Source organism: Streptomyces maremycinicus (genome assembly GCF_001184025.1).
In the GTDB taxonomy this organism is placed as follows: Bacteria; Actinomycetota; Actinomycetes; order Streptomycetales; family Streptomycetaceae; genus Streptomyces; species Streptomyces maremycinicus.
This window is the reverse complement of sequence record NZ_BBYG01000026.1, coordinates 52,598-73,041: the sequence shown is the minus strand read 5'-3', so window position 1 is coordinate 73,041 and position 20,444 is coordinate 52,598. Positions and strand designations below refer to the sequence as shown.

Genomic DNA, 20,444 nt, shown 5'->3' with positions numbered 1-20,444 from the left:
AGGCCACAACGGCCTCAGTGGCCGCCCTGGTCCTTGAAACGCTTGTAGGACCGCTCGATCTCGGCCTCGGCCTCGGTGCGGCCGACCCAGTCGGCGCCCTCGACGGACTTGCCGGGCTCCAGGTCCTTGTAGACCTCGAAGAAGTGCTGGATCTCCAGACGGTCGAACTCCGACACGTGGTGGATGTCCCGCAGGTGCTCCACGCGCGGGTCGGTCGACGGGACGCAGAGCAGCTTGTCGTCGCCGCCGGCCTCGTCCGTCATCCGGAACATGCCGATCGCGCGGCAGCGGATCAGGCAGCCCGGGAACGTCGGCTCGTCCAGGATGACCAGCGCGTCCAGCGGGTCGCCGTCCTCGCCGAGAGTGTTCTCGACGAATCCGTAGTCGGTCGGGTAGGCGGTCGAGGTGAAGAGTCGACGGTCCAGGCGGATCCGACCGGTCTCGTGGTCCACCTCGTACTTGTTCCGCGAACCCTTCGGGATCTCGATCGTGACGTCGAACTCCACCGGTGGCTCCTCCATGATCAGCACATAGTTCTGGTGGTTAAGTGTCCCTCACGCTGCTGTGTGATCGCGAAAGGGGCTGGTGTTCGTGCCAGAGCTGAGGCTTTGGCGGGCCGCGAGACCGCACGTGGTGCGGGTAACGGACGCCGTACGACCGCGTCTGGCACGGGCCGCAGGGATCGTACGACCTCGTCTCGCACGGGTGACGGCGGCCGCGAAGCCGCAGGTCGCACGGCTCACACAGGCGGCGAAGCCGCAGCTCGAGCGGATCACGAAGGCCGGTCCGAACGCCAGGTCCTGGCAGTACACCGCGGGTGCGGCGACCGCCGGGCTGGCACTGGCCGCCGGTGTGGTGACCGCCGCCGGTCCTTGGGACTCCACCGGTCAGCGTACGGCGGAGCGGGACCGGGCCGTCGCCCTGGAACGGGTGGGTGGCACAGATCACGGCCGTACGGACGATTCGTCCGGTACCTCCGACACGGCGGCCGGAGCGCCGCGGCCGGCGCCGAGCGCCGCCTCCGTCCTCACGGGCCTGGGCGCCGCCACCAACGCCGTGAAGTCCGCCTCCGACGGTCTTCCGACCGGTACGGGCCTCGCGGGCGTCCTGGGCCCCCTCCTGGGCGATCCGGCCCTCGGAGCCCGGCGGACCGCCGTGGTCGTCGACGTGGCCACCGGCAAGCGGCTGTACGGCTCCGGCGCCGACCAGGCGCTGACCCCGGCGTCCACCACGAAGATCGCCACCGCGGTCGCCGCGCTCTCCGCGATGGGCGGCGAGCACCGCCTCACCACCCGCGCCGCCCTGGAACCCGACACCAGGGAGGTCGTCCTCGTCGGCGGCGGTGACCCCACCCTCACGGCCCGCGCGGACGCCGGGGGCTGGGCCGACCTGCGCGCCCTCGCCCGTTCCACGGCGGCCGCGCTGAAGAAGCGCGGCCTCACCGAGGTGACGCTCTCGTACGACACGACGCTGTTCGCCGGAACCCGGATTCACCCCATCGGGGTCAACCCCAACCTCGCCCCGGTCACCGCCCTGTCCGCGGACGAGGGCCGTACCGACGACTCCACCAGCGGCCCGACGGCCCGGGTGAGCGACCCGGCGGCCGACGCGACCCGCCGGTTCGCCGAGTTCCTGGCGGCCGCGGGCGTCAAGACCTCCGCCCCCGGCCCCTCCAAGGCCACCACGCGCGCGCAGACCCTCGCCACGGTCTCCTCGCCCCCGCTGTCCGTCCTGGTCGAACGGATGCTGACCAACAGCGACAACGACATCGCCGAGGCGCTCGCCCGCCAGACCGCCGTCGCGACCGGCGGCCGCCCCGACTTCGCCGGCGCCGGCAAGGCCGTCCAGGCGCAACTGAAGAAGCTGGGGCTGCCGTTGACCGGCGTCCGGATCAAGGACGGCAGCGGTCTCGACCGCGAGGACCGGCTCACGGCGAACCTCCTGACGGCTCTCCTGGTCAAGGCCGGCGACGCCGCCCGCCCCGAGCTGCGGCCCGTCCTCACCGGCCTGCCCGTCGCGGGCTTCACCGGCACCCTCACCAGCCGCTACACCGAGGGCGCGGCCGGTGTCGTCCGGGCCAAGACCGGCACCCTGACCGGCGTGAACACCCTCGCGGGCACGGTCGTCGACCAGGACGGCCGCCTCCTCGCGTTCGCGCTCCTGGCGGCCGGCACGAGCGACCCGGCGGCGGCCCAGGCGGCGCTGGACCGCGCGGCGACGGCGCTGGCGGGATGCGGCTGCCGCTGAGGGGGCGCGGCCCCGGCACCCCCGGGCCGCCCCCGGCCCGGACCCTGACATCTCCCTGACCGGTCGTCCGCGGCCTGCCCCCGACGGCGGTGCTCACGTACGGTTGACGCATGACGAGCATCGGTGGCGCTGCTTCTTCGGGGATGGTCGACTGGAATCTCGCGGTGGCGACCGCGACCCGGCTCGTGCGGCCGGGACCGGAGGTCAGCCGTGACGAGGCCCGTGCCGTCGTCGCGGAACTGCGCCGACACGCCAAAGCCTCGGAGGGACACGTCCGGGGCTTCACTCGTATGGGCACCGAGGAGATCCACGACACCCCGGTCCTCGTCGTCGACCGCCCCGGCTGGGTGGCGGCGAACGTGGCGGGATTCCGCGAGATCCTCAAACCCCTCCTCGACAAGATGCAGGAACGGCGCGGCAGCACCCCCGGCGGCGCGGTCCTCGGCGCCGTCGGCGGCAAGGTCACCGGCGTCGAACTCGGCATGCTGCTGTCGTTCCTGTCCTCCCGCGTCCTCGGCCAGTACGAGACCTTCGCCCCCGCCACCCGCGAACTCCCCGCCGGGGCCAACGGCGGCGGGCGGCTGCTGCTCGTCGCGCCGAACATCGTCCACGTGGAACGCGAACTCGACGTGGAGCCCCACGACTTCCGGCTCTGGGTGTGCCTCCACGAGGAGACGCACCGCACCCAGTTCTCGGCCGTGCCCTGGCTGCGCGACCATCTCGAGGGCGAGATCCAGTCGTTCCTCGGCGAGACCGACGTCGATCCCATGACGTTCCTGGAGCGGGTCAGGGACGCGGCCCAGTCCCTCGCCGGCGGCCGGCCCGAGGGCGAGGAGGACGACGGCGGCCGTTCCCTGGTCGAACTGGTGCAGACGCCCGCCCAGCGCGAGATCCTCGCCCGCCTCACCGCCGTCATGTCGCTCCTGGAGGGACACGCCGACTTCGTCATGGACGGAGTGGGCCCCGAGGTCGTCGCGTCCGTCGCCGAGATCCGTGAGAAGTTCCAGCAGCGCCGCGCCAAGGGCGCCTCGCGACTGGACATCGCCCTGCGCAAGCTGCTCGGCCTGGACGCCAAGCTCAAGCAGTACCGGGACGGCGAGCGCTTCGTACGGGCCGTCGTCGACGAGGTGGGCATGGACGGGTTCAACCGCGTCTGGACCTCCCCGAACACACTTCCGACCAAGGCCGAGATCGCCAAGCCGGCGGAGTGGGTCGCGCGCGTGCACCGCAAGGCCGAGTGAGGAACCCGCCGGAAAGACGGTGGCCACGAACACGGTGAACCGAATCCGGCCGACGGCAGGAGAACGCCCCTTCAATCACCCGTCCGAGGGACCGTGAGCCCTGGGCAGGCGTGCAATGCTCGGGGAACGGCCGGGTTCTGTCACCATCTACACACTCTGCGTGACTGAACCTCGGGTTCACCCCGAAAACTTCATGAAGGGAACCGGACAGTGGGTCCCCATCCTGCGGTCGCGGCGATACGCCTGGCGGTCCGCCGCGTACTCCACGACATCCTCAACGACCATCCCGCCCCCGAGACGGACTCCCGCGAGCGACCGGCACCGCCGCTCGTGTTCGTGGCGTGCTCCGGCGGCGCCGACTCCATGGCGCTCGCCTCCGCCCTCGCCTTCGAGGCGCCCCGGCTGGGCATCCGGGCCGGCGGTGTCACCGTCGACCACGGCCTCCAGCCCGGCTCCGACCTGCGCGCCGAGGAAGTCGTCCTGCGGCTGCGCGAACTCGGCCTCGACCCCGTGGAGGCCACGGCGGTGACCGTGGGCCGCGAGGGCGGCCCCGAGGCCGCCGCCCGTGACGCGCGCTACGCAGCCCTCGACGACGCCGCCGTCCGGCACGGCGCAGTCGCGGTCCTGCTCGGCCACACCCGCGACGACCAGGCCGAAACCGTCCTCCTCGGCCTCGCCCGCGGCTCCGGCATCCGCTCCCTGTCCGGGATGGCGGCCGTCTCCGGCGGCCCGGGGGCCGCCCGCCGCTACCGCCGCCCCTTCCTCCAGCTCGACCGGCAGACCGCCCGCAAGGCCTGCATGGTCCAGTCCCTGCCCGTCTGGGACGACCCGCACAACGCCGACCCGGCCTACACCCGCTCCCGGCTGCGCCACGAGGGACTGCCCGCACTGGAGAAGGCGCTCGGCAAGGGCGTCGTCGAGGCGCTCGCCCGTACGGCCCAGCTGTCCCGTGACGACGCCGACGCCCTCGACGCCTGGGCGGGCCAGGCCGAGTCCTCGGTACGGGACGCCGCCGGTCTCCTGGAGTGCGCCAAGCTCTACGCCCTGCCGCCCGCCGTGCGCCGTCGGATCCTGCGCCGCGCCGCCATCGAGGCGGGCGCTCCGGCCGGTTCCCTCTTCGCCCGGCACATCGAGGAGGTCGACCGGCTGATCACCGGTTGGCGCGGCCAGGGGGTCATCAATCTCCCCGGCAAAGTCGTCGCTCAGCGCCAGGGTGGCAGACTGGTGATTCGGCAAGGCTGAATCCGGGCCCTCCGGCAGGACCGCTTACGTGGTCGTGGGCGGTCCCGGTGGCCGGTGGGACAACCGAAAGTGATGCGGGTGGACGCGAAAGACATGGGCACCGACCTCAAAGAGGTGCTCATCACCAAGGAAGAGATCGACGCGAAGCTGGTCGAACTGGCCGCGAAGATCGATGCGGAATACGCGGGCAAGGACCTGCTCATCGTCGGTGTCCTGAAGGGCGCCGTGATGGTCATGGCCGACCTCGCCCGATCCCTGTCCACCCCCGTCACCATGGACTGGATGGCCGTGTCGTCCTACGGCGCGGGCACCCAGTCCTCCGGGGTCGTACGGATCCTCAAGGACCTGGACACCGACATCAAGGGCCGTCACGTCCTGATCGTCGAGGACATCATCGACTCCGGTCTGACGCTGTCCTGGCTGATCTCCAACCTCGGCTCGCGCGAGCCCGCCACCCTCAAGGTGTGCACGCTGCTGCGCAAGCCCGAGGCCGCCAAGGTCGCCATCGACGTCGAGTGGGTCGGCTTCGACATTCCCAACGAGTTCGTCGTCGGCTACGGCCTCGACTACGCCGAGAAGTACCGCAACCTCCCGTTCGTGGGTACGCTCGCGCCCCACGTCTACGGCGGCTGAGACCCGAAGGGCCCAAGCCCCGTACGAAGATCGGGAACCCCGGCGGGCCTTTCGCCGTTGGAGCATGCAGACGGGTGCGCCAGCCGTCCCGTGCGGCTCCGCGCGACAAAGCTGGGGTACCGTCAGAAGAACTGTCTTATCAAACTCACTATGGCAGGAGGGACGGGGCGACACCGCTCCGTATGGATGGACGTGAAGCGATACTTCCGTGGGCCGGTCATGTGGATCGTGCTGGCCGTCCTTGCCGTGGTCGTGTTGATGCAGGTCGTCGGCTCGTCCGGCGGCTACAAGACGGTGGACACCGGCCAGGTCATTGCAGCGATCAACGACAACAAGGTCGAGTCGGCCAAGCTCACCACCGGTGACGAGCAGACCATCAAGGTCACGCTCAAGGACGGCGAAAAGGTCAAGGACAGCTCGAAGATCCAGGCGAGCTACATCGGCGACCAGGGCGTGACCATTGCCAACACGCTTCAGACCAAGTACCAGGACAAGCAGATCCCGGACGGATACACAGTCTCGCCGACGAAGCAGAACGCCTTCGTCGGGATCCTGCTGTCCCTGCTCCCCTTCGTCCTCATCGTGGTCGTCTTCCTGTTCCTGATGAATCAGATGCAGGGCGGCGGCTCCCGAGTCATGAACTTCGGGAAGTCCAAGGCGAAGCTCATCACCAAGGACACCCCGAAGACGACCTTCGCCGACGTCGCGGGCTCGGACGAGGCGGTCGAGGAACTCCACGAGATCAAGGAATTCCTCCAGGAACCGGCGAAGTTCCAGGCCGTCGGCGCCAAGATCCCCAAGGGCGTGCTCCTGTACGGCCCGCCCGGTACCGGCAAGACGCTTCTCGCGCGTGCCGTCGCCGGTGAGGCGGGCGTTCCCTTCTACTCGATCTCGGGTTCCGACTTCGTCGAGATGTTCGTCGGTGTCGGTGCCTCCCGGGTCCGTGACCTGTTCGAGCAGGCCAAGGCGAACGCCCCGGCGATCGTCTTCGTCGACGAGATCGACGCGGTCGGCCGCCATCGCGGCGCCGGCCTCGGCGGCGGTCACGACGAGCGCGAGCAGACGCTGAACCAGCTGCTCGTCGAGATGGACGGCTTCGACGTGAAGGGCGGCGTGATCCTCATCGCCGCCACGAACCGGCCCGACATCCTCGACCCCGCGCTGCTGCGGCCCGGCCGTTTCGACCGCCAGATCGCGGTCGACCGCCCGGACATGCAGGGCCGTCTGGAGATCCTCAAGGTTCACCAGAAGGGCAAGCCGGTCGCCCCGGACGTCGACCTGTCGGCCGTCGCCCGCCGTACCCCGGGCTTCACCGGCGCGGACCTGTCGAACGTGCTGAACGAAGCGGCGCTCCTCACGGCGCGCAGCGACAAGAAGCTCATCGACAACCACTCGCTGGACGAGGCCATCGACCGCGTCGTGGCGGGCCCGCAGAAGCGGACCCGGATCATGTCGGACAAGGAAAAGAAGATCACCGCGTACCACGAGGGCGGACACGCCCTGGTCGCGGCGGCCTCCCCGAACTCCGACCCGGTCCACAAGATCACGATCCTGTCGCGCGGACGGGCCCTCGGCTACACGATGGTCCTGCCGGACGAGGACAAGTACTCGACCACGCGCAACGAGATGCTCGACCAGCTGGCGTACATGCTGGGTGGCCGCGCCGCCGAGGAACTGGTCTTCCACGACCCGACCACCGGCGCCGCGAACGACATCGAGAAGGCCACCGCCACGGCCCGCGCGATGGTCACCCAGTACGGCATGACCGAGCGTCTGGGCGCGATCAAGTTCGGCGGCGACAACACCGAGCCGTTCCTCGGCCGTGAGATGGCTCACCAGCGCGACTACTCGGAAGAGGTCGCCGCGCTGGTGGACGAGGAAGTCAAGAAGCTCATCGAGAACGCGCACAACGAGGCCTGGGAGATCCTGGTCGAGAACCGCGACGTCCTCGACAACCTGGTGCTTCAGCTGCTCGAGAAGGAGACGCTGAACAAGGAGCAGATCGCCGAGGTCTTCTCCGCGATCGTCAAGCGTCCGGCGAGGCCCGCCTGGACCGGCTCCTCGCGGCGTACGCCGTCCACCCGTCCGCCGGTGCTCTCCCCCAGGGAGCTCGCGCTGACGAACGGTGCCAACGGCGCGACGCCGGCGATCTCCACGGCGAAGTCCACCGCGGTGGAACCCACCCCGGTGACCGAGCCGGCCCCGGAGGACCGCCCCGAGAGCTGATCAGGCTCCCGGGTGCCCCACCAGGCCCGGAATGGATGCCGCGCCCCCCAGGTTCTAGCCTGGGGGGCGCGGCATTTTCGTCTGACGTCTGTCGATGCCGCGACGAGGCGCGTGACCCACACGCGTGACCCGCACAGGAACGAGGCACCACATGACCGACCCCGTGACGCTGGACGGCGAGGGCGCCATCGGCGAGTTCGACGAGAAGCGCGCCGAGAACGCCGTACGCGAGCTGCTGATCGCGGTCGGCGAGGACCCGGACCGCGAGGGCCTCCGGGAGACGCCGGCGCGGGTTGCGCGGGCGTACAAGGAGATATTCGCCGGTCTGTGGCAGCAGCCCGAGGACGTGCTGACGACGACCTTCGACCTGGGGCACGACGAGATGGTGCTCGTGAAGGACATCGAGGTGTTCAGCACCTGCGAACACCATCTGGTGCCGTTCAGGGGCGTCGCCCACGTCGGGTACATCCCGTCCACCTCGGGGAAGATCACCGGCCTGTCCAAGCTGGCCCGGCTGGTGGACGTCTACGCGCGCCGTCCGCAGGTGCAGGAACGACTCACCACGCAGATCGCCGACTCCCTGATGGAGATCCTGGAGCCGCGCGGGGTGATCGTCGTCATCGAGTGCGAGCACATGTGCATGTCGATGCGGGGCATCCGCAAGCCCGGCGCCAAGACCATCACCTCGGCGGTGCGGGGCCAGCTGCGCGACGCGGCGACGCGCAACGAGGCGATGAGCCTGATCATGGCCCGCTGACGGGCCCGCCGCGCACCGTCATGGCCCGCTGAGGAGCTGCCACGCGCGGGGTGGGCCTGCCCGCGCCCCGGGTGGAGCGTCACGCCGTCACGCCGGTGACGCCGCTCCCTTGTCCTGGTCGTCGTCCTCGGGCAGCTTGCAGACGCGCTCCAGGAAGATGGCCGCCGCTATGACCGCGATGCCCGCCAGGACCGAGAAACCGGCGTAGATGGCCTGGTCGCGGCGGGCGGGGATGTCCAGGGACTCCAGCAGGAAGACGCCCGTCCCGCCGTACATGCCGGAGACGAGGGCGGCCACCAGGGCGCTGGACTGGCCGAACACGACCGCGCGGGCCGCCATCAGCGGGTCGACGCCCTTGGCGTCGGGGCGGCGCTCACGCTGGGCCTTGAGCCGGGCGCGCAGCGACAGCGCGGTGGCGGTGAGCACCACGGCGATCAGGGCGAGGACGATGGGCGCGGCCAGCGGGACGCTGGGCAGGGTCCCGATCGAGTTCCAGAGGCGGGCGCCGGCCCAGGACAGGATCGCGGCCACGCCGAACACGCCGGCCAGCACCCTGATGCGCAGCTCTCTCACGGTGTCCCTTCAACTCCCCCGAGCCCGCGGGCATGGACATCCCGCGGGCAGTGGTCCTGTCGACCTTAACGACTACTCGGGCAGGTGGAGTTCCAGGTCCTTGCGCGCCGCGACGCCCTCGCGGGTCACGGCGTCCAGCAGACCGGCGACCGTGCCGCGGCCGGGCAGCTGGGCCTCGGGCTCCACGTCGTGCCACGGGGCGAGGACGAAGGCGCGTTCGTGGGCGCGGGGGTGGGGGAGGGTGAGCTGCGGGTCGTCGTCGACGACATCGGCGTACGCGACGATGTCGACGTCGAGGGTGCGCGCGCCCCAGCGCTCCTCCCGCACCCGGTGGAAGGCCTCCTCGACCGCGTGCGCCCGCTCCAGCAGGGAGGACGGCGGGAGGGTCGTCTTCAGCACCACCACCGCGTTGAAGTACGAGGGCTGGCTGCCGGGCTCGACGCCCCACGGCTCCGTCTCGTACACCGGGGAGACGGCCTTGACCCGGACGCCGGGGGTGTCCTCCAGGGCGTCGATGGCGCCCTGGAGGGTCTCCAGACGGTTGCCGAGGTTGGAGCCGAGGGCGATCACGGCCCGTTGGGGGTTGTGCAGGGTGGTGTCGGCGGCGTCGACCTTCTCCACGACGGAGGCGGGTACCGGCTGTACGGTCGGGTCGCTCTGACCCTCGGTGAAGAACGCGGTCATACTCGGCTCCGGGTGATGGTGACGGTCACGTCGTCGAAGGGGACCGTGATCGGGGCGTCCGGTTTGTGGACGCAGACCTCGACCTCCTGGACCCCTTCGTGCTTCAGACAGGCCTGGGCGATGCGCTCCGCGAGCGTCTCGATGAGGTCGACGGCGTCGCCCTGGACGACCGCCACGACCTCCTCCGCCACGATGCCGTAGTGGACGGTCTTCGCCAGGTCGTCGTCGGCCGCGGCCGGTCGGGTGTCCAGGCCCAGCACGAGGTCCACGATGAAGGTCTGGCCCTCCTCGCGTTCCTTGGGGAACACGCCGTGGTACCCGCGGGCCTTGAGGCCGCGCAGCGCGACACGATCCACGCGAATCACTCCTGCAATCGTCGGTTTCGGCCGGTGCGTCCGGGTGCGGTCGGCACCCCGGCCTCGAACGAATCTACCCGCGAGCACCGACAGTCCCGGGCCCCGGCCACGCCGGGCCGGTCCGGAGCCAGGACTTTTCACCGGGCGTTCTCCTCGCGGAACCCGGCTGCTCACGGGCTGGTAGCCGCCCCTACCCACGGGTTCGTGATTCCAACCACTTCTTGGTCCCTGTGGGGCACCCCAGGGCTTCCTGCTTCCCTCCTGTGGACCGCCTACCCGCTCAGGAGGGGTTCTCGTCACCCTCGGAGTCCTCGGGGCCGTCGGCCTCCTCGTTCTCCGTCAGGACCGGGGAGGCGTGGTGGGACCACAGCTTCCAGCCGTCGGAGGTGCGGCGGAACACGTTCGTCGCCACCACCAGCTGGCCGACCAGCGGCCCGAGCTCCTCGCCGTCCTCCGGCGCGGGCCCGCCGCTGAGGATGTTCTCGGTGCAGTTCACCAGCGCCGTGTCGCCGGTGACGGAGACGTGCACGTCGGTGAGGAAGAACTGGATGTAGTCGGTGCTCGCCATGATCAGCGCGTACGACCGCAGCACTTCGCCCCGGCCGGTGAGCACCGGCGAGCCGGGGTGCACGCAGGAGACCACGCCGACGTCCGCCGGGTCGTGGTACGTCTCGTCCACGCCCAGGTCGGCCGGGGTGAGCCAGAGCGCCGACACTCCGTCGAAGTCGCCCTGCTCCAGTGCCTCGTAGAAGGCGGTGTTGGCCGCCTCGACCTGCTCGACGTCGGTGTGGGGGGCGCTCACCGGGCTCCTTCCGCGCCGTTCGTGCCGGGCCCGCCGGTGGGTGCGTCCGGTGAGCCGGGTCCGCCCGTGGCGGTGTGCGCCGGGCGGGGTGCGCCCGCGCCCGGCGCGCCGCCCTCCTCGCGCGCCTGTTCCACGGCACGGGCGACCCGTACCGCGTCCGCCGTCGCGCGGACCTCGTGCACACGGACCGCCCAGGCGCCCGCCTCCGCCGCGAGGGCCGAGACGGCGGCGGTGGCGGCGTCGCGCTCGCGCGCGGGCGGCGGCGCGCCCTCCGGGCCGGCCAGGACACGGCCGAGGAACCGCTTGCGGGAGGCCGCGACGAGCAGCGGGTGACCGAGGGCGTGCAGCCGGTCCAGGTGGGCCAGCAGGGACAGGTCGTGATCGGCCTCCTTGGAGAAGCCGAGACCCGGGTCGACGACGACGCGGTCGGGGGAGATGCCGCCCGCCAGGACGGCGTCCACGCGCGCGTGCAGCTCGTCCACCACCTCGGCGACGACGTCGGCGTAGACGCCTCTGACGTTGCCGCCCTCCAGGAAGCCCCGCCAGTGCATGACGACGAAGGGGGCGCCCGTGTCCGCGACCGCCGGGATCATCGCCGGGTCGGCGAGACCGCCGCTGACGTCGTTGACGAGCGCGGCGCCGGCCGCGAGGGCCTGGGCGGCCACGGAGGCGCGCATCGTGTCGACGGAGACGACGACACCCTCGGAGGCGAGGCCGCGGACCACGGGGATGACCCGGCGGAGCTCCTCGGCCTCGTCGACCCGGCTGGCACCGGGGCGGGTGGACTCACCGCCGACGTCCACGAGGTCCGCGCCCTCGGCGACGAGCTGGAGGCCGTGTTTGACGGCGGCCGTCGTGTCGAACCAGCGGCCGCCGTCGGAGAAGGAGTCGGGGGTCACGTTGACGACCCCCATGACCGCGCAGCGGTCCCATTCCGGAAGGCCGACGACGCGCCCGCGTCCGCTCTGCTTGCTCATGCGTTCAGCGTAGGCCCAGGAGGGGGCCGCGCCGCGGTGCGGCCCGGGTGCGAGCCCCGGGGCCGCGAGGCGGCGGAACATTCCCCCGGGCCGGTCCCGGGTGCCGCGGGCGGCGACGCCAGCCGGCCGGGGGCGCCGCGGCTACGCCGCCCGTACGTCCCGCTCCGCCACCGCGTGCGTGCACACGCGTGCCGCGGTGGAACGGCGGCGCAGGAAGCGCGGCATCGGAAGGGCGAGGTTGACGAAGCCCTCGGCCTGCATGGCGGCGAAGCCGATGCGGGGGAGGTCGCCGGAGGCCCGGTAGACGACGAAACGGGGCTCCCAGCGCGGCTGGAACTTGGCGTTGAACTTGTACAGCGACTCGATCTGGAACCAGCGCGACAGGAACACCAGCAGCCCGCGCCAGGCCCGCAGGACCGGGCCCGCGCCGATCTTCTCGCCGCGGGCCAGCGCCGCGCGGAACATGGCGAAGTTGAGCGACACACGCGCGATGCCGAACTTCGGGGCGGCCTGGAGGGCGGCGACGATCAGGAGTTCGTTCATGCCCGGGTCGGCCGAACGGTCGCGGCGCATCAGGTCCAGGGAGGCGCCGTCGGGGCCCCAGGGCACGAAGTGCAGGATCGCCTTCAGGTCGCCGTACTCGCCGGGGACCTCGTCGGCCTTGTGCGCGGTGGCGATGAGGCAGTCCCCGTCGGCGGCGTCGCCGACGCGGCCCAGGGCCATCGAGAAGCCGCGCTCGGTGTCGGTGCCACGCCAGTCCTCGGAGGCCCGACGGATGCGCTCCAGCTCGGCCTCACCGAGGTCACGGACGCGCCGTACGCGGGTCTCGTAACCGGCGCGTTCGATGCGCTTGACCATTTGGCGCACGTTGCGCATCGCGCGTCCGGCCAGGGAGAAATCCGCTACGTCCACCACCGCCTCGTCACCCAGCTCGAGCGCGTCGAGGCCGGTCTCACGGGTCCACACCTCGCCGCCCGTCTCCGAGCAGCCCATGACGGCGGGCGTCCAGGAGTGGGCCTTCGCCTCGTCCATGAAGCGTTCGATGGCGCCGGGCCACGCCTCGACGTCCCCGATGGGGTCGCCGCTGGCGAGCATCACGCCCGAGACGACGCGGTAGGTCACCGCCGCCTTGCCGCTGGGGGAGAAGACCACGGCCTTGTCGCGGCGCAGCGCGAAGTGGCCCAGGGAGTCGCGGCGGCCGTGCTTGTCCAGCAGGGCACGAAGCCGCACCTCGTCCTCCTCCGTGAGGCGCGCGGCCGGGTGCTCGGGGCGGAAGGCGAGGTAGATCGTGGTGGCCGCGGTGATCCAGCCGAGGGCACCGAGGGAGAAGGCGACGGTCCAGGAGGTGTTGCCCTGGTAGTCGACCGGGCCCTCGAAGCCGAAGAGGCCGTACAGGACGTGCGTAATGCGATCGGCCAGGCTCGGGTCGCCGATCAGGCGGTTGGGGTGGACGCTGACGATGACCAGCCCCAGACCGAGGGAACCGGCACCCATGAGGACGAAGTTGGCGAGCGCGCGCCAGCGGCTGCGCGGGTCGGGCAGCGCCGCGAACTGGTCGCGGTGCAGCAGCAGCGGTGCCAGCAGCGCGACGGAGATGAGCGCGCCCACGATCGAGTGCCGGTACACGAACTGGGCCACCGCGCCCGCCGGGAGCAGCACCACCGCCGCGCGCCACGCGCGCCGCTTGCCCCGCCTGAGGCCGTGGGCGAGCAGCAGGAGCAGGACGCCCGCGCTGAGGGACAGCGCGGCCGCGAACGGTCCGAAGGAGCCCGGCAGTACCTCGGCGAAGGAATGCATACGGCTGTGCCGGAAGCGCGGGAAGACGCCCGCGGCGACGTCCAGCAGACCCACCAGGGCGCAGGCTCTGGCGACGAGGGCGGGAACCGACTCGGGGCGCGGACCTCGCACTATCTGCCGCACCCGGCTTGATCGGTGCGGAACCCCACCCGACATTTCCCCATCTTGAGTGACAGACATCGCATCCCGTAGTTCCGCGAGAGACCTTGGACCCGGGCCCGATTCGGGCATCCGGCGACATTGCGCCCTCTAGGACGGTGTCTTGAGGAGAGAGGTTCACTCGTCTCCTCAAAGCCACTGAAAAGGCGAAGGAAAGTCCGGGACAAGCCCTCGCGAAGGAGTCGGGGGAGCGGGCGCGATCCCGGACGGAGAGCAGGCAGGAAACCACCGCATGGGGCTCACGAGCGACAAAACGCTGCTGCTGTCAGTGCTGTTCGCCGTACTGCTGTTCGTCGGCACGGTGTGGCTGTGGCCACGGCTGGCCCGGACCGGCTGGCGGTCCGTCAGCGGACGGGTCGGACTGCTGCTCGCCACCCAGTTGGCGCTGTTCGTGTCGGTCGGTCTCACCGCCAACCAGGCGTTCGGCTTCTACGCCAGCTGGGCGGACCTGTTCGGCCGGGAGACCGACCAGGGCGTGGTCGTCGACCACGGGGCGGGTGGCGCTCCGGCGGGGCCGCTGCGGGTCGTCGACACCCGGCGCGTGGACGGCGGCGGCAGCGGGCGTCCGCAGTACGGCGGACAGATCCAGAAGGTCGCCGTCAACGGGCGTACGACCCGCATAGCCACGCCGGCGTACGTGTACCTGCCGCCGGAGTACTTCGACCCGCGGTACCGCACGCGTACGTTCCCCGCGGCCGTCGTCCTCACGGGCTACCCCGGAACGGCGGAGGCGCTCGTGGACAAACTGCACTACCCGCGCACCGCGCGGCAACTCGCCAAGGACGGACGGATGCAGCCGATGATCCTGGTGATGCTGCGGCCGACCGTGGCGCCGCCGCGCGACACCGAGTGCGTGGACATCCCGGGCGGCCCGCAGACCGAGTCGTTCTTCGCCAGGGATCTGCCGGACGCCGTGACCGCCCACTACCGGGTGGGTCGCAAGCCCGGCAGCTGGGGCATCGTCGGGGACTCCACGGGCGGCTACTGCGCGCTGAAGCTCGCGATGCACCACCCGGAGGTCTACGCGGCGGGCGCGGGCCTGTCGGCGTACTACAGGGCGCCGAGCGATCCGACCACGGGTGACCTGTTCCACGGGAACGCGACCCTGCGCAACGAGGCCGATCTGCACTGGTTTCTGAAGAATCGTTCCGCTCCGGCCACCTCGTTGCTCGTCACCAGCAGCAGGATCGGCGAATCCAACTACAAGGCCACACAGAAGTTCATAGGGCTGGCGAAGGCCACGGGAACGACCCGGATCTCGTCGATCATCCTGGAAAGCGGCGGGCACAACTTCAACACCTGGCGGCGGGAGATCCCGCCCACTCTGGAGTGGCTCAGCGGGCGGCTGAGCGATCGTTGAGCGGCGTCCGGTCGCGGGAGCCGGACGACGGTGCGCCGGACGTCGGTGCGCCGGACGTCAGGAGGGGCGGCGGCGGGCGTCCGGGGCGCGGTCGTCGGGTGCCGGGGCGGGGCGGCAGCGGATCCGGGGGCGCGGTCGTCGGGCGTCGGAGGCGGTGATGTCGGGCGGCTCGGGCGGGGTCCGAGAGGGCTGTCCGGTCCGCCTCGACAAGAAATGATCTTGCTACTTGTCGAATTCCGTGACCGCCTTGTTTCCTGATGCCCTGTGAAGACTTCGGTATGACCGTGTTTTTGCGGGGCGGGGCGCCAACATTCGCCTACGCGCGGTAAGTTTCTGGCCATGCCACGTGGACGTCACCGCCATTCCCCGCCTTTGCACAGGCTGCTGCCTCCCTCGGCTATCGCAGGCGTTTCCCTTGTCTGCGCCTTCGGTCCCTGGGTGTTCACGGAGCCCATGGTGCTCCGAGGTCTGGCCGCGGCCGCCGCGGCGACGGCGATCCTCGGCGCGTACGTGATGCGCCGCTGGGACATGCAGGCCGGCAAACAGGTCGCCGATCTGGCACGCGCGCGTGCCAGTGACGAGTGGCGCTTCGAGGAACGGGTCGCCGAACTGGAGAGCGACCTCGACGAATCACGTGAGCTGCGCGTCAAGCTGGAGCAGCGCCTGCGGTCCAAGCGCACCGAACTGGCGGGCCTGCGCAACGAGCACGCCGCGCTGCTGCGCCGCTACGCCACGGCCGAGACCGAGCGGGCCAGCGCCCTGGAGGGCCGCCGGCTGCTCGAGATAGAGGCGGCTCCCACACCCGCGCTGCCCGCCGCGCGCGCGGCGCAGGACGCGGAGTCGACCGGAGTGGTCGCCGTGCGGGAGTCCGACGCTGTCGAGGACTTCGAGGACTTCGAGGACACCGACGACAGCGCGGACTTCGAGGGCGCGAAGGACGCCGGGACGGCGGCCGAGGGCGAGGACCGGGGGGCGGTCGAGGAGGCGGACGACGAGGCCACGGCCGAAGACTCCGACGCCTCGGGCGAGTCCGACGAGTCCGACGAATCCGATGACGTGGGCGTGCCGGTCGCGGCGACCGGGGAGACCGAAGAGAGCGCTGAGGGCGAGGAGGAGCCGACGGGGTCGGCGGTCTTCTCTCCCGAGGGTTCCAAGCTGTTCCTGCGGGCCCAGGCGGCCCTGGACCGGTTCGACGCCCCGGGCGTCGAGGCCGCCGGTACCGAGGACGGTGCCGAGGAGGAGTCCGCGCGGGCGACGTCCGCGGACGTCGGCGCAGCAGCCGCCGGCGGCGACACGGAGGCCGCGCAGGAGGACGAAGCACAGGGGAAGTCCGAGGCGGTCGACGAGCACACGCGCGCGACCGCCCCCCACACGATCGCCGAGGCCGACACGGTCTCGCAGGACCGGAGCCCGCAGGGCCAGGCGCCGGACGCCGCGGTGGACAACGCCCCGGAACCGCAACCGGAACCGGAACCTGAACTCGCGGCCTCGGAAGAAGCCGCCGCCGCTGCCGCCGTCGTCGGCGCGCGAGACGACCGGGCGGAGGCCGTGCGGCCCGCGCCGCCGGTGTACTCCGGCGGCACCGCCACCGGCACGAGCACCGGCGGCACGCACACCACGGGTACGCGCACCACGGGCACGCACACCACCGGCACCTCCGCCCCGGCCGCGTCCGGCGGCGGTGCGCTCGTCCCCCGGCCCGCCGGGGCCGTGCAGCGCCGCCCCTCCGGCCACTTCGCCGTGCCGACCGCCGTGGCCGTCGTACCGGCCGCGCAGCCCGTACGGCGTCCGACGGCCGAGGGAGGCTTCGACTTCTTCGGTACGAAGAGCGCGTCGGAGCCCCACGCCCTGGAGGCGGTGCAGAACGAGGACCTGGCCGATGTCGTCGGCCAGGAGGCCCTCGCGCTGCACAAGGCCGAGTCCGAGGCGGAGTTCAAGCCGCTGGACGAGGCGGCGCGTGGTGTCGGCCAGGTGATCGACCTGACCGCCCACGACGAGACGGAGCACATCGACCTCCAGGGCCTGCGCAGCGCCGTCTCCTGAGGCACGTCTTCCGACGCGTCCCTGGAACGCCCCCTCGGGGGCGTTCTACGCCATCCACCGGTCGGGCCGGGCGTCCAGACGCCCGGTCCTCGACCGTTCGGCCTGGCCGCGGAGCAGCTCCGCGGCCTCCTGCGCGTCCCGCAGCCGGGCTGTGACGGTCTTGTCGGCCCCCGTGTCCACATGGACGTCCGCGAGCCGCCAGAGACGCTGCCAGGGCCCCTGCGTCAGGCGCACGCTCTGGACCTTGGCGTGCGGGACGAGCGCCAGGCTGCGGCGCAGCAGTCCGTGCCGGGTCGCGAACACCGTGTCCGTGACGGCGATCCCGTAGCCCCGCCACCACAGCGGCACACACCGCCCGGCCCGTCGCGGCGGCCGCGACAGCGCGGCCGCGTCCGGCACGCTCACCCCGGGCAGCACGCGCGCGACCACGGCCTCCGCGGCCTCGCGCGGGGCGACCGGCACCAGTACGGAGTTGGCCGAACCGGCCACGTCGAGCTCGACCCGGACCCACCCGCGCCGCCGCCACAGCAGCGGCCGCACGATCCGCACGGTCTGCACCCGCCCGGGCGGGACCGTCTCGTGCGTACGGTCCAGCAGGCCGTGGTCGATCCGCAGCCCGTCCGGCGACTCGCCGACCGTCCAGTCGTACTCGCCGACGAACCGTCCCACGCTGCTCGCGCCCGCCGCGCCGAGCAATGGCACACCGGTCGCGAGGACGGTCCACACACTGTGGGTGGCAAGCCACAGCACCGGCGGCACGACGAGCGCGGCGACCAGCGCGCCCCAGGTCGCGCCCGTCAGCACCAGTGCGATCGCCAGCTCGCGCGCCGGGACGCGCAACAGCTCACGCGCGGGCGCCTCGCCCACCTCGTGCGCCGTCTCCGGCGCGAAGCCCGCCGCCCGCGCGAGGAGCTCCGCCCGCAGCACCCGGGCCTCCTCCTCGCCCAGGAAGGCCAGTTCGTCCTTCTTCTCGGCGCCGACCACGTCGAGCCGGAGCTTCGCCACGCCCGCGATCCGCGCGAGCAGCGGCCGGCTGACGTCGATCGCCTGGATGCGTTCCAGCCGGATGTGCGCGGCGCGCCGGAACAACAGCCCGGTCCGGATGCGCAGTTCGCTCTCGGTCACCGAGAAATGGGTGAACCACCAGGTCAGAAAGCCGTAGAGGGAGGCGGCGGGAACAAGGACGGCGAGCGCGATCAGCAGGGTCGTGGTGGTCAGCCGGGTCAGCTGCTCCTGCGCCTGGTTCGGATCGTGCACGGCCCACCCGACGAGGACCGCGATCGGCGCCCACGCCCGCCGGAACGGGGTGACGGGGTGCAGCCGGCGCTCGGTGACGTACTGTCCGGCGACGGGCCGCCCGGGGCGGGTGCCGGACGGTTCCGTGGCGTCCGCGGGGCCCGTGGCGTCCGCGGTGCTCGTGGCGGCGGCGGGGCCCGTGGCGTCTTCGGTGCTCGTGGCGTCTTCGGTGCTCGTGGCGTCCGTGGTGCTCGTGGCGGCGGCGGTGCTCGTGGCGTCCGCGGTGCTCGTGGCGTCCGTGGGGCCCGTGTCGGTGTCCGCTGCGGGGGGTCCGTCGGGAGCGCCGGGGACACCGGGAACCTCGGGTACGCCGTCCTCGACGCCCCGGGTCGTCACAGCCCGGCCGATCGGGCCTCGCCGAGCTGGGTGAGCCGGTCGCGCAGCCGTTCCGCCTCGGCCGGGTCCAGGCCCGGGATGGTCGCGTCGGTCGCGGCGGCCGCGGTGTGCAGCTGGACGCTGGCCAGCCCGAAGTGCCGTTCGACGGGCCCGGAGGTGACCTCCACGAGCTGCATGCGCCCGTACGGCACGACGGTCTCCTCGCGCCACAGCACACCCCGGCTGATCAGCAGGTCGTCGGCCCGCTCGGCGTACCGCCAGGAGTGCCAGTTGCGGCCGAGCAGCACCCAGCCCCACCCGATGCCGGCCAGGGGCAGCAGGGCGAACGCCGCCCACGCGGGGCCGACGAGCAGCCCGAGCAGGAGCCCGGCGCCGACGGCCGCCGACCCCAGCCACACCACCAGCAGCAGCCGGCGCATCCGCAGCAGTCCCGGCGGCAGTCCGATCCACACCGGACCGGCCGCCGTCGTCCCCACGCCACCCGGGCTCCCCGTTTCCATACCGTCAGCGTACGGAGGCGAGCGCGTAGGGGAGACTGTGCGCATGACTCCTACGACGGAGACCACGGTCGGGATCGGCGGTGCCGCGGAGAGCACCGACATGGTGCTCAACATCGGCCCCCAGCATCCCTCCACCCACGGTGTGCTGCGGCTTCGGCTCGTCCTGGACGGTGAGCGCATCCGGCGGGCGGAGCCGGTGATCGGCTATATGCACCGTGGCGCGGAGAAGCTCTTCGAGGCGCGCGACTACCGCCAGATCATCATGCTGGCCAACCGCCACGACTGGCTGTCGGCGTTCTCGAACGAGCTGGGCGTGGTCCTCGCGGTGGAGCGGATGCTGGGCATGGAGGTCCCCCCGCGCGCGGTGTGGACCCGCACCCTGCTCGCCGAGCTGAACCGGGTGCTGAACCACCTGATGTTCCTGGGGTCCTATCCCCTGGAGCTGGGCGGCATCACCCCCGTCTTCTACGCCTTCCGTGAGCGCGAAGTGCTCCAGAACGTGATGGAGGAGGTCTCCGGCGGACGCATGCACTACATGTTCAACCGCGTCGGCGGCCTCAAGGAGGACCTGCCGGCCGGATGGGCCGCACGCGCGCGTGAAGCCGTCGCCGCCGTGCGCTCGCGCATGGACGTCTTCGACGATCTGGTGCTCGGCAACGAGATCTTCCGGGGGCGCACCCGGGACGTGGGAACGCTCGCCGCGGAGCACGCGCACGCGTACGGCGTGAGCGGGCCGATCGCGCGGGCCTCCGGCGTCGACTTCGACCTGCGCCGGGACGAGCCGTATCTCGCGTACGGGGAGCTGCGCGACACCCTCAAGGTGGTGACTCGGACCGAGGGCGACTGTCTCGCCCGCTTCGAGTGCCTCCTGGAGCAGACGCACAACGCGCTCGACCTCGCCGACGCCTGCCTGGACCGGCTCGCGGAGATGGCGCCCGGTCCGATCAACCAGCGGCTCCCGAAGGTCCTCAAGGCGCCCGAGGGGCACACGTACGCGTGGACCGAGAACCCGCTCGGCATCAACGGCTACTACCTCGTCAGCAAGGGCGAGAAGACCCCGTACCGGCTGAAGCTCCGCTCGGCCTCGTTCAACAACATCCAGGCCCTCACCGAACTGCTGCCGGGCACGCTGGTCTCGGACATGGTGGCCATCCTGGGTTCGATGTTCTTCGTGGTCGGGGACATCGACAAGTAGGCGAGCGGTCCGCGGGGGCG

18 protein-coding genes are annotated in these 20,444 nt (G+C 71.7%); 9 read left to right on the top strand and 9 right to left on the bottom strand.

Going from position 1 to position 20,444, the window contains the following annotated elements:
* Nucleotides 1–14 precede the first annotated feature (14 nt).
* Nucleotides 15–506, bottom strand: a complete 492-nt coding sequence (locus tag AOQ37_RS36430) for an inorganic diphosphatase (RefSeq protein ID WP_003975424.1) — start codon at nt 504–506, stop codon at nt 15–17.
* A gap of 79 nt (nt 507–585) precedes the next feature.
* Here AOQ37_RS36430 and dacB point away from each other — a divergent pair, with 79 nt between their 5' ends.
* From dacB to folE, 6 genes are all read left to right on the top strand, one after another.
* A complete protein-coding gene (gene dacB / locus AOQ37_RS36425) occupies nt 586–2,247 on the top strand; it encodes a D-alanyl-D-alanine carboxypeptidase/D-alanyl-D-alanine endopeptidase (RefSeq protein ID WP_078890556.1) in 1,662 nt (553 codons plus the stop codon).
* Nucleotides 2,248–2,357: 110 nt separating this feature from the next.
* On the top strand, nt 2,358–3,488 hold the full coding sequence (locus AOQ37_RS36420; protein WP_078890555.1) for an Rv3626c family coenzyme F420 biosynthesis-associated protein: 1,131 nt from the start codon (nt 2,358–2,360) through the stop codon (nt 3,486–3,488).
* 210 nt (nt 3,489–3,698) lie between these two features.
* Complete coding sequence (gene tilS, locus AOQ37_RS36415; protein ID WP_062651186.1) at nt 3,699–4,730, top strand: tRNA lysidine(34) synthetase TilS; 1,032 nt, start codon at nt 3,699–3,701, stop codon at nt 4,728–4,730.
* Between the two features lie 72 nt (nt 4,731–4,802).
* Nucleotides 4,803–5,363, top strand: coding sequence for a hypoxanthine phosphoribosyltransferase (gene hpt / locus AOQ37_RS36410; RefSeq protein WP_057601282.1), 561 nt, complete (start codon nt 4,803–4,805; stop codon nt 5,361–5,363).
* A 186-nt stretch (nt 5,364–5,549) separates the two neighbouring features.
* Nucleotides 5,550–7,589, top strand: a complete 2,040-nt coding sequence (ftsH, locus tag AOQ37_RS36405) for an ATP-dependent zinc metalloprotease FtsH (RefSeq protein WP_062651184.1) — start codon at nt 5,550–5,552, stop codon at nt 7,587–7,589.
* 151 nt (nt 7,590–7,740) lie between these two features.
* Nucleotides 7,741–8,346 carry a GTP cyclohydrolase I FolE gene (folE, locus tag AOQ37_RS36400; protein WP_020132503.1) on the top strand — a complete coding sequence of 202 codons (606 nt, stop codon included), beginning with the start codon at nt 7,741–7,743 and terminating at the stop codon, nt 8,344–8,346.
* Nucleotides 8,347–8,433: 87 nt separating this feature from the next.
* On the opposite strand, the gene AOQ37_RS36395 is transcribed toward folE, so the two are convergent.
* The 6 genes from AOQ37_RS36395 to AOQ37_RS36370 form a co-directional block, all read right to left on the bottom strand.
* Nucleotides 8,434–8,919: a DUF3180 domain-containing protein gene (locus AOQ37_RS36395; protein WP_062651183.1), complete on the bottom strand. Its 486-nt coding sequence runs from the start codon at nt 8,917–8,919 to the stop codon at nt 8,434–8,436.
* 72 nt (nt 8,920–8,991) lie between these two features.
* Complete coding sequence (gene folK / locus AOQ37_RS36390) at nt 8,992–9,603, bottom strand: 2-amino-4-hydroxy-6-hydroxymethyldihydropteridine diphosphokinase (RefSeq protein ID WP_062651181.1); 612 nt, start codon at nt 9,601–9,603, stop codon at nt 8,992–8,994.
* Nucleotides 9,600–9,959 carry a dihydroneopterin aldolase gene (gene folB, locus AOQ37_RS36385; RefSeq protein ID WP_062651180.1) on the bottom strand — a complete coding sequence of 120 codons (360 nt, stop codon included), beginning with the start codon at nt 9,957–9,959 and terminating at the stop codon, nt 9,600–9,602. Before folB ends, folK begins: the two co-directional genes overlap by 4 nt.
* Before the next feature lie 280 nt (nt 9,960–10,239).
* Nucleotides 10,240–10,761, bottom strand: coding sequence for a nuclear transport factor 2 family protein (locus AOQ37_RS36380; RefSeq protein ID WP_062651179.1), 522 nt, complete (start codon nt 10,759–10,761; stop codon nt 10,240–10,242).
* Complete coding sequence (folP, locus tag AOQ37_RS36375) at nt 10,758–11,738, bottom strand: dihydropteroate synthase (RefSeq protein WP_062651261.1); 981 nt, start codon at nt 11,736–11,738, stop codon at nt 10,758–10,760. The genes AOQ37_RS36380 and folP overlap by 4 nt, the downstream gene beginning before the upstream one ends.
* Before the next feature lie 141 nt (nt 11,739–11,879).
* Nucleotides 11,880–13,691, bottom strand: coding sequence for a phosphatidylglycerol lysyltransferase domain-containing protein (locus AOQ37_RS36370; RefSeq protein WP_062651178.1), 1,812 nt, complete (start codon nt 13,689–13,691; stop codon nt 11,880–11,882).
* A 235-nt stretch (nt 13,692–13,926) separates the two neighbouring features.
* Between AOQ37_RS36370 and AOQ37_RS36365 the strand changes: the two genes are divergently transcribed.
* A complete protein-coding gene (locus AOQ37_RS36365) occupies nt 13,927–15,054 on the top strand; it encodes an alpha/beta hydrolase (protein ID WP_062651177.1) in 1,128 nt (375 codons plus the stop codon).
* A 339-nt stretch (nt 15,055–15,393) separates the two neighbouring features.
* Nucleotides 15,394–17,097 carry a hypothetical protein gene (locus tag AOQ37_RS36360; RefSeq protein WP_062651176.1) on the top strand — a complete coding sequence of 568 codons (1,704 nt, stop codon included), beginning with the start codon at nt 15,394–15,396 and terminating at the stop codon, nt 17,095–17,097.
* 45 nt (nt 17,098–17,142) lie between these two features.
* Here the strand turns inward: AOQ37_RS36360 and AOQ37_RS36355 are convergent, their stop codons facing one another.
* Both AOQ37_RS36355 and AOQ37_RS36350 read right to left on the bottom strand, forming a co-directional pair.
* Nucleotides 17,143–18,417 carry a PH domain-containing protein gene (locus tag AOQ37_RS36355; protein WP_063781230.1) on the bottom strand — a complete coding sequence of 425 codons (1,275 nt, stop codon included), beginning with the start codon at nt 18,415–18,417 and terminating at the stop codon, nt 17,143–17,145.
* 308 nt (nt 18,418–18,725) lie between these two features.
* Complete coding sequence (locus AOQ37_RS36350; RefSeq protein ID WP_062651174.1) at nt 18,726–19,229, bottom strand: PH domain-containing protein; 504 nt, start codon at nt 19,227–19,229, stop codon at nt 18,726–18,728.
* 43 nt (nt 19,230–19,272) lie between these two features.
* Here AOQ37_RS36350 and AOQ37_RS36345 point away from each other — a divergent pair, with 43 nt between their 5' ends.
* Nucleotides 19,273–20,424, top strand: coding sequence for an NADH-quinone oxidoreductase subunit D (locus AOQ37_RS36345; RefSeq protein ID WP_062651172.1), 1,152 nt, complete (start codon nt 19,273–19,275; stop codon nt 20,422–20,424).
* Nucleotides 20,425–20,444 lie beyond the last annotated feature (20 nt).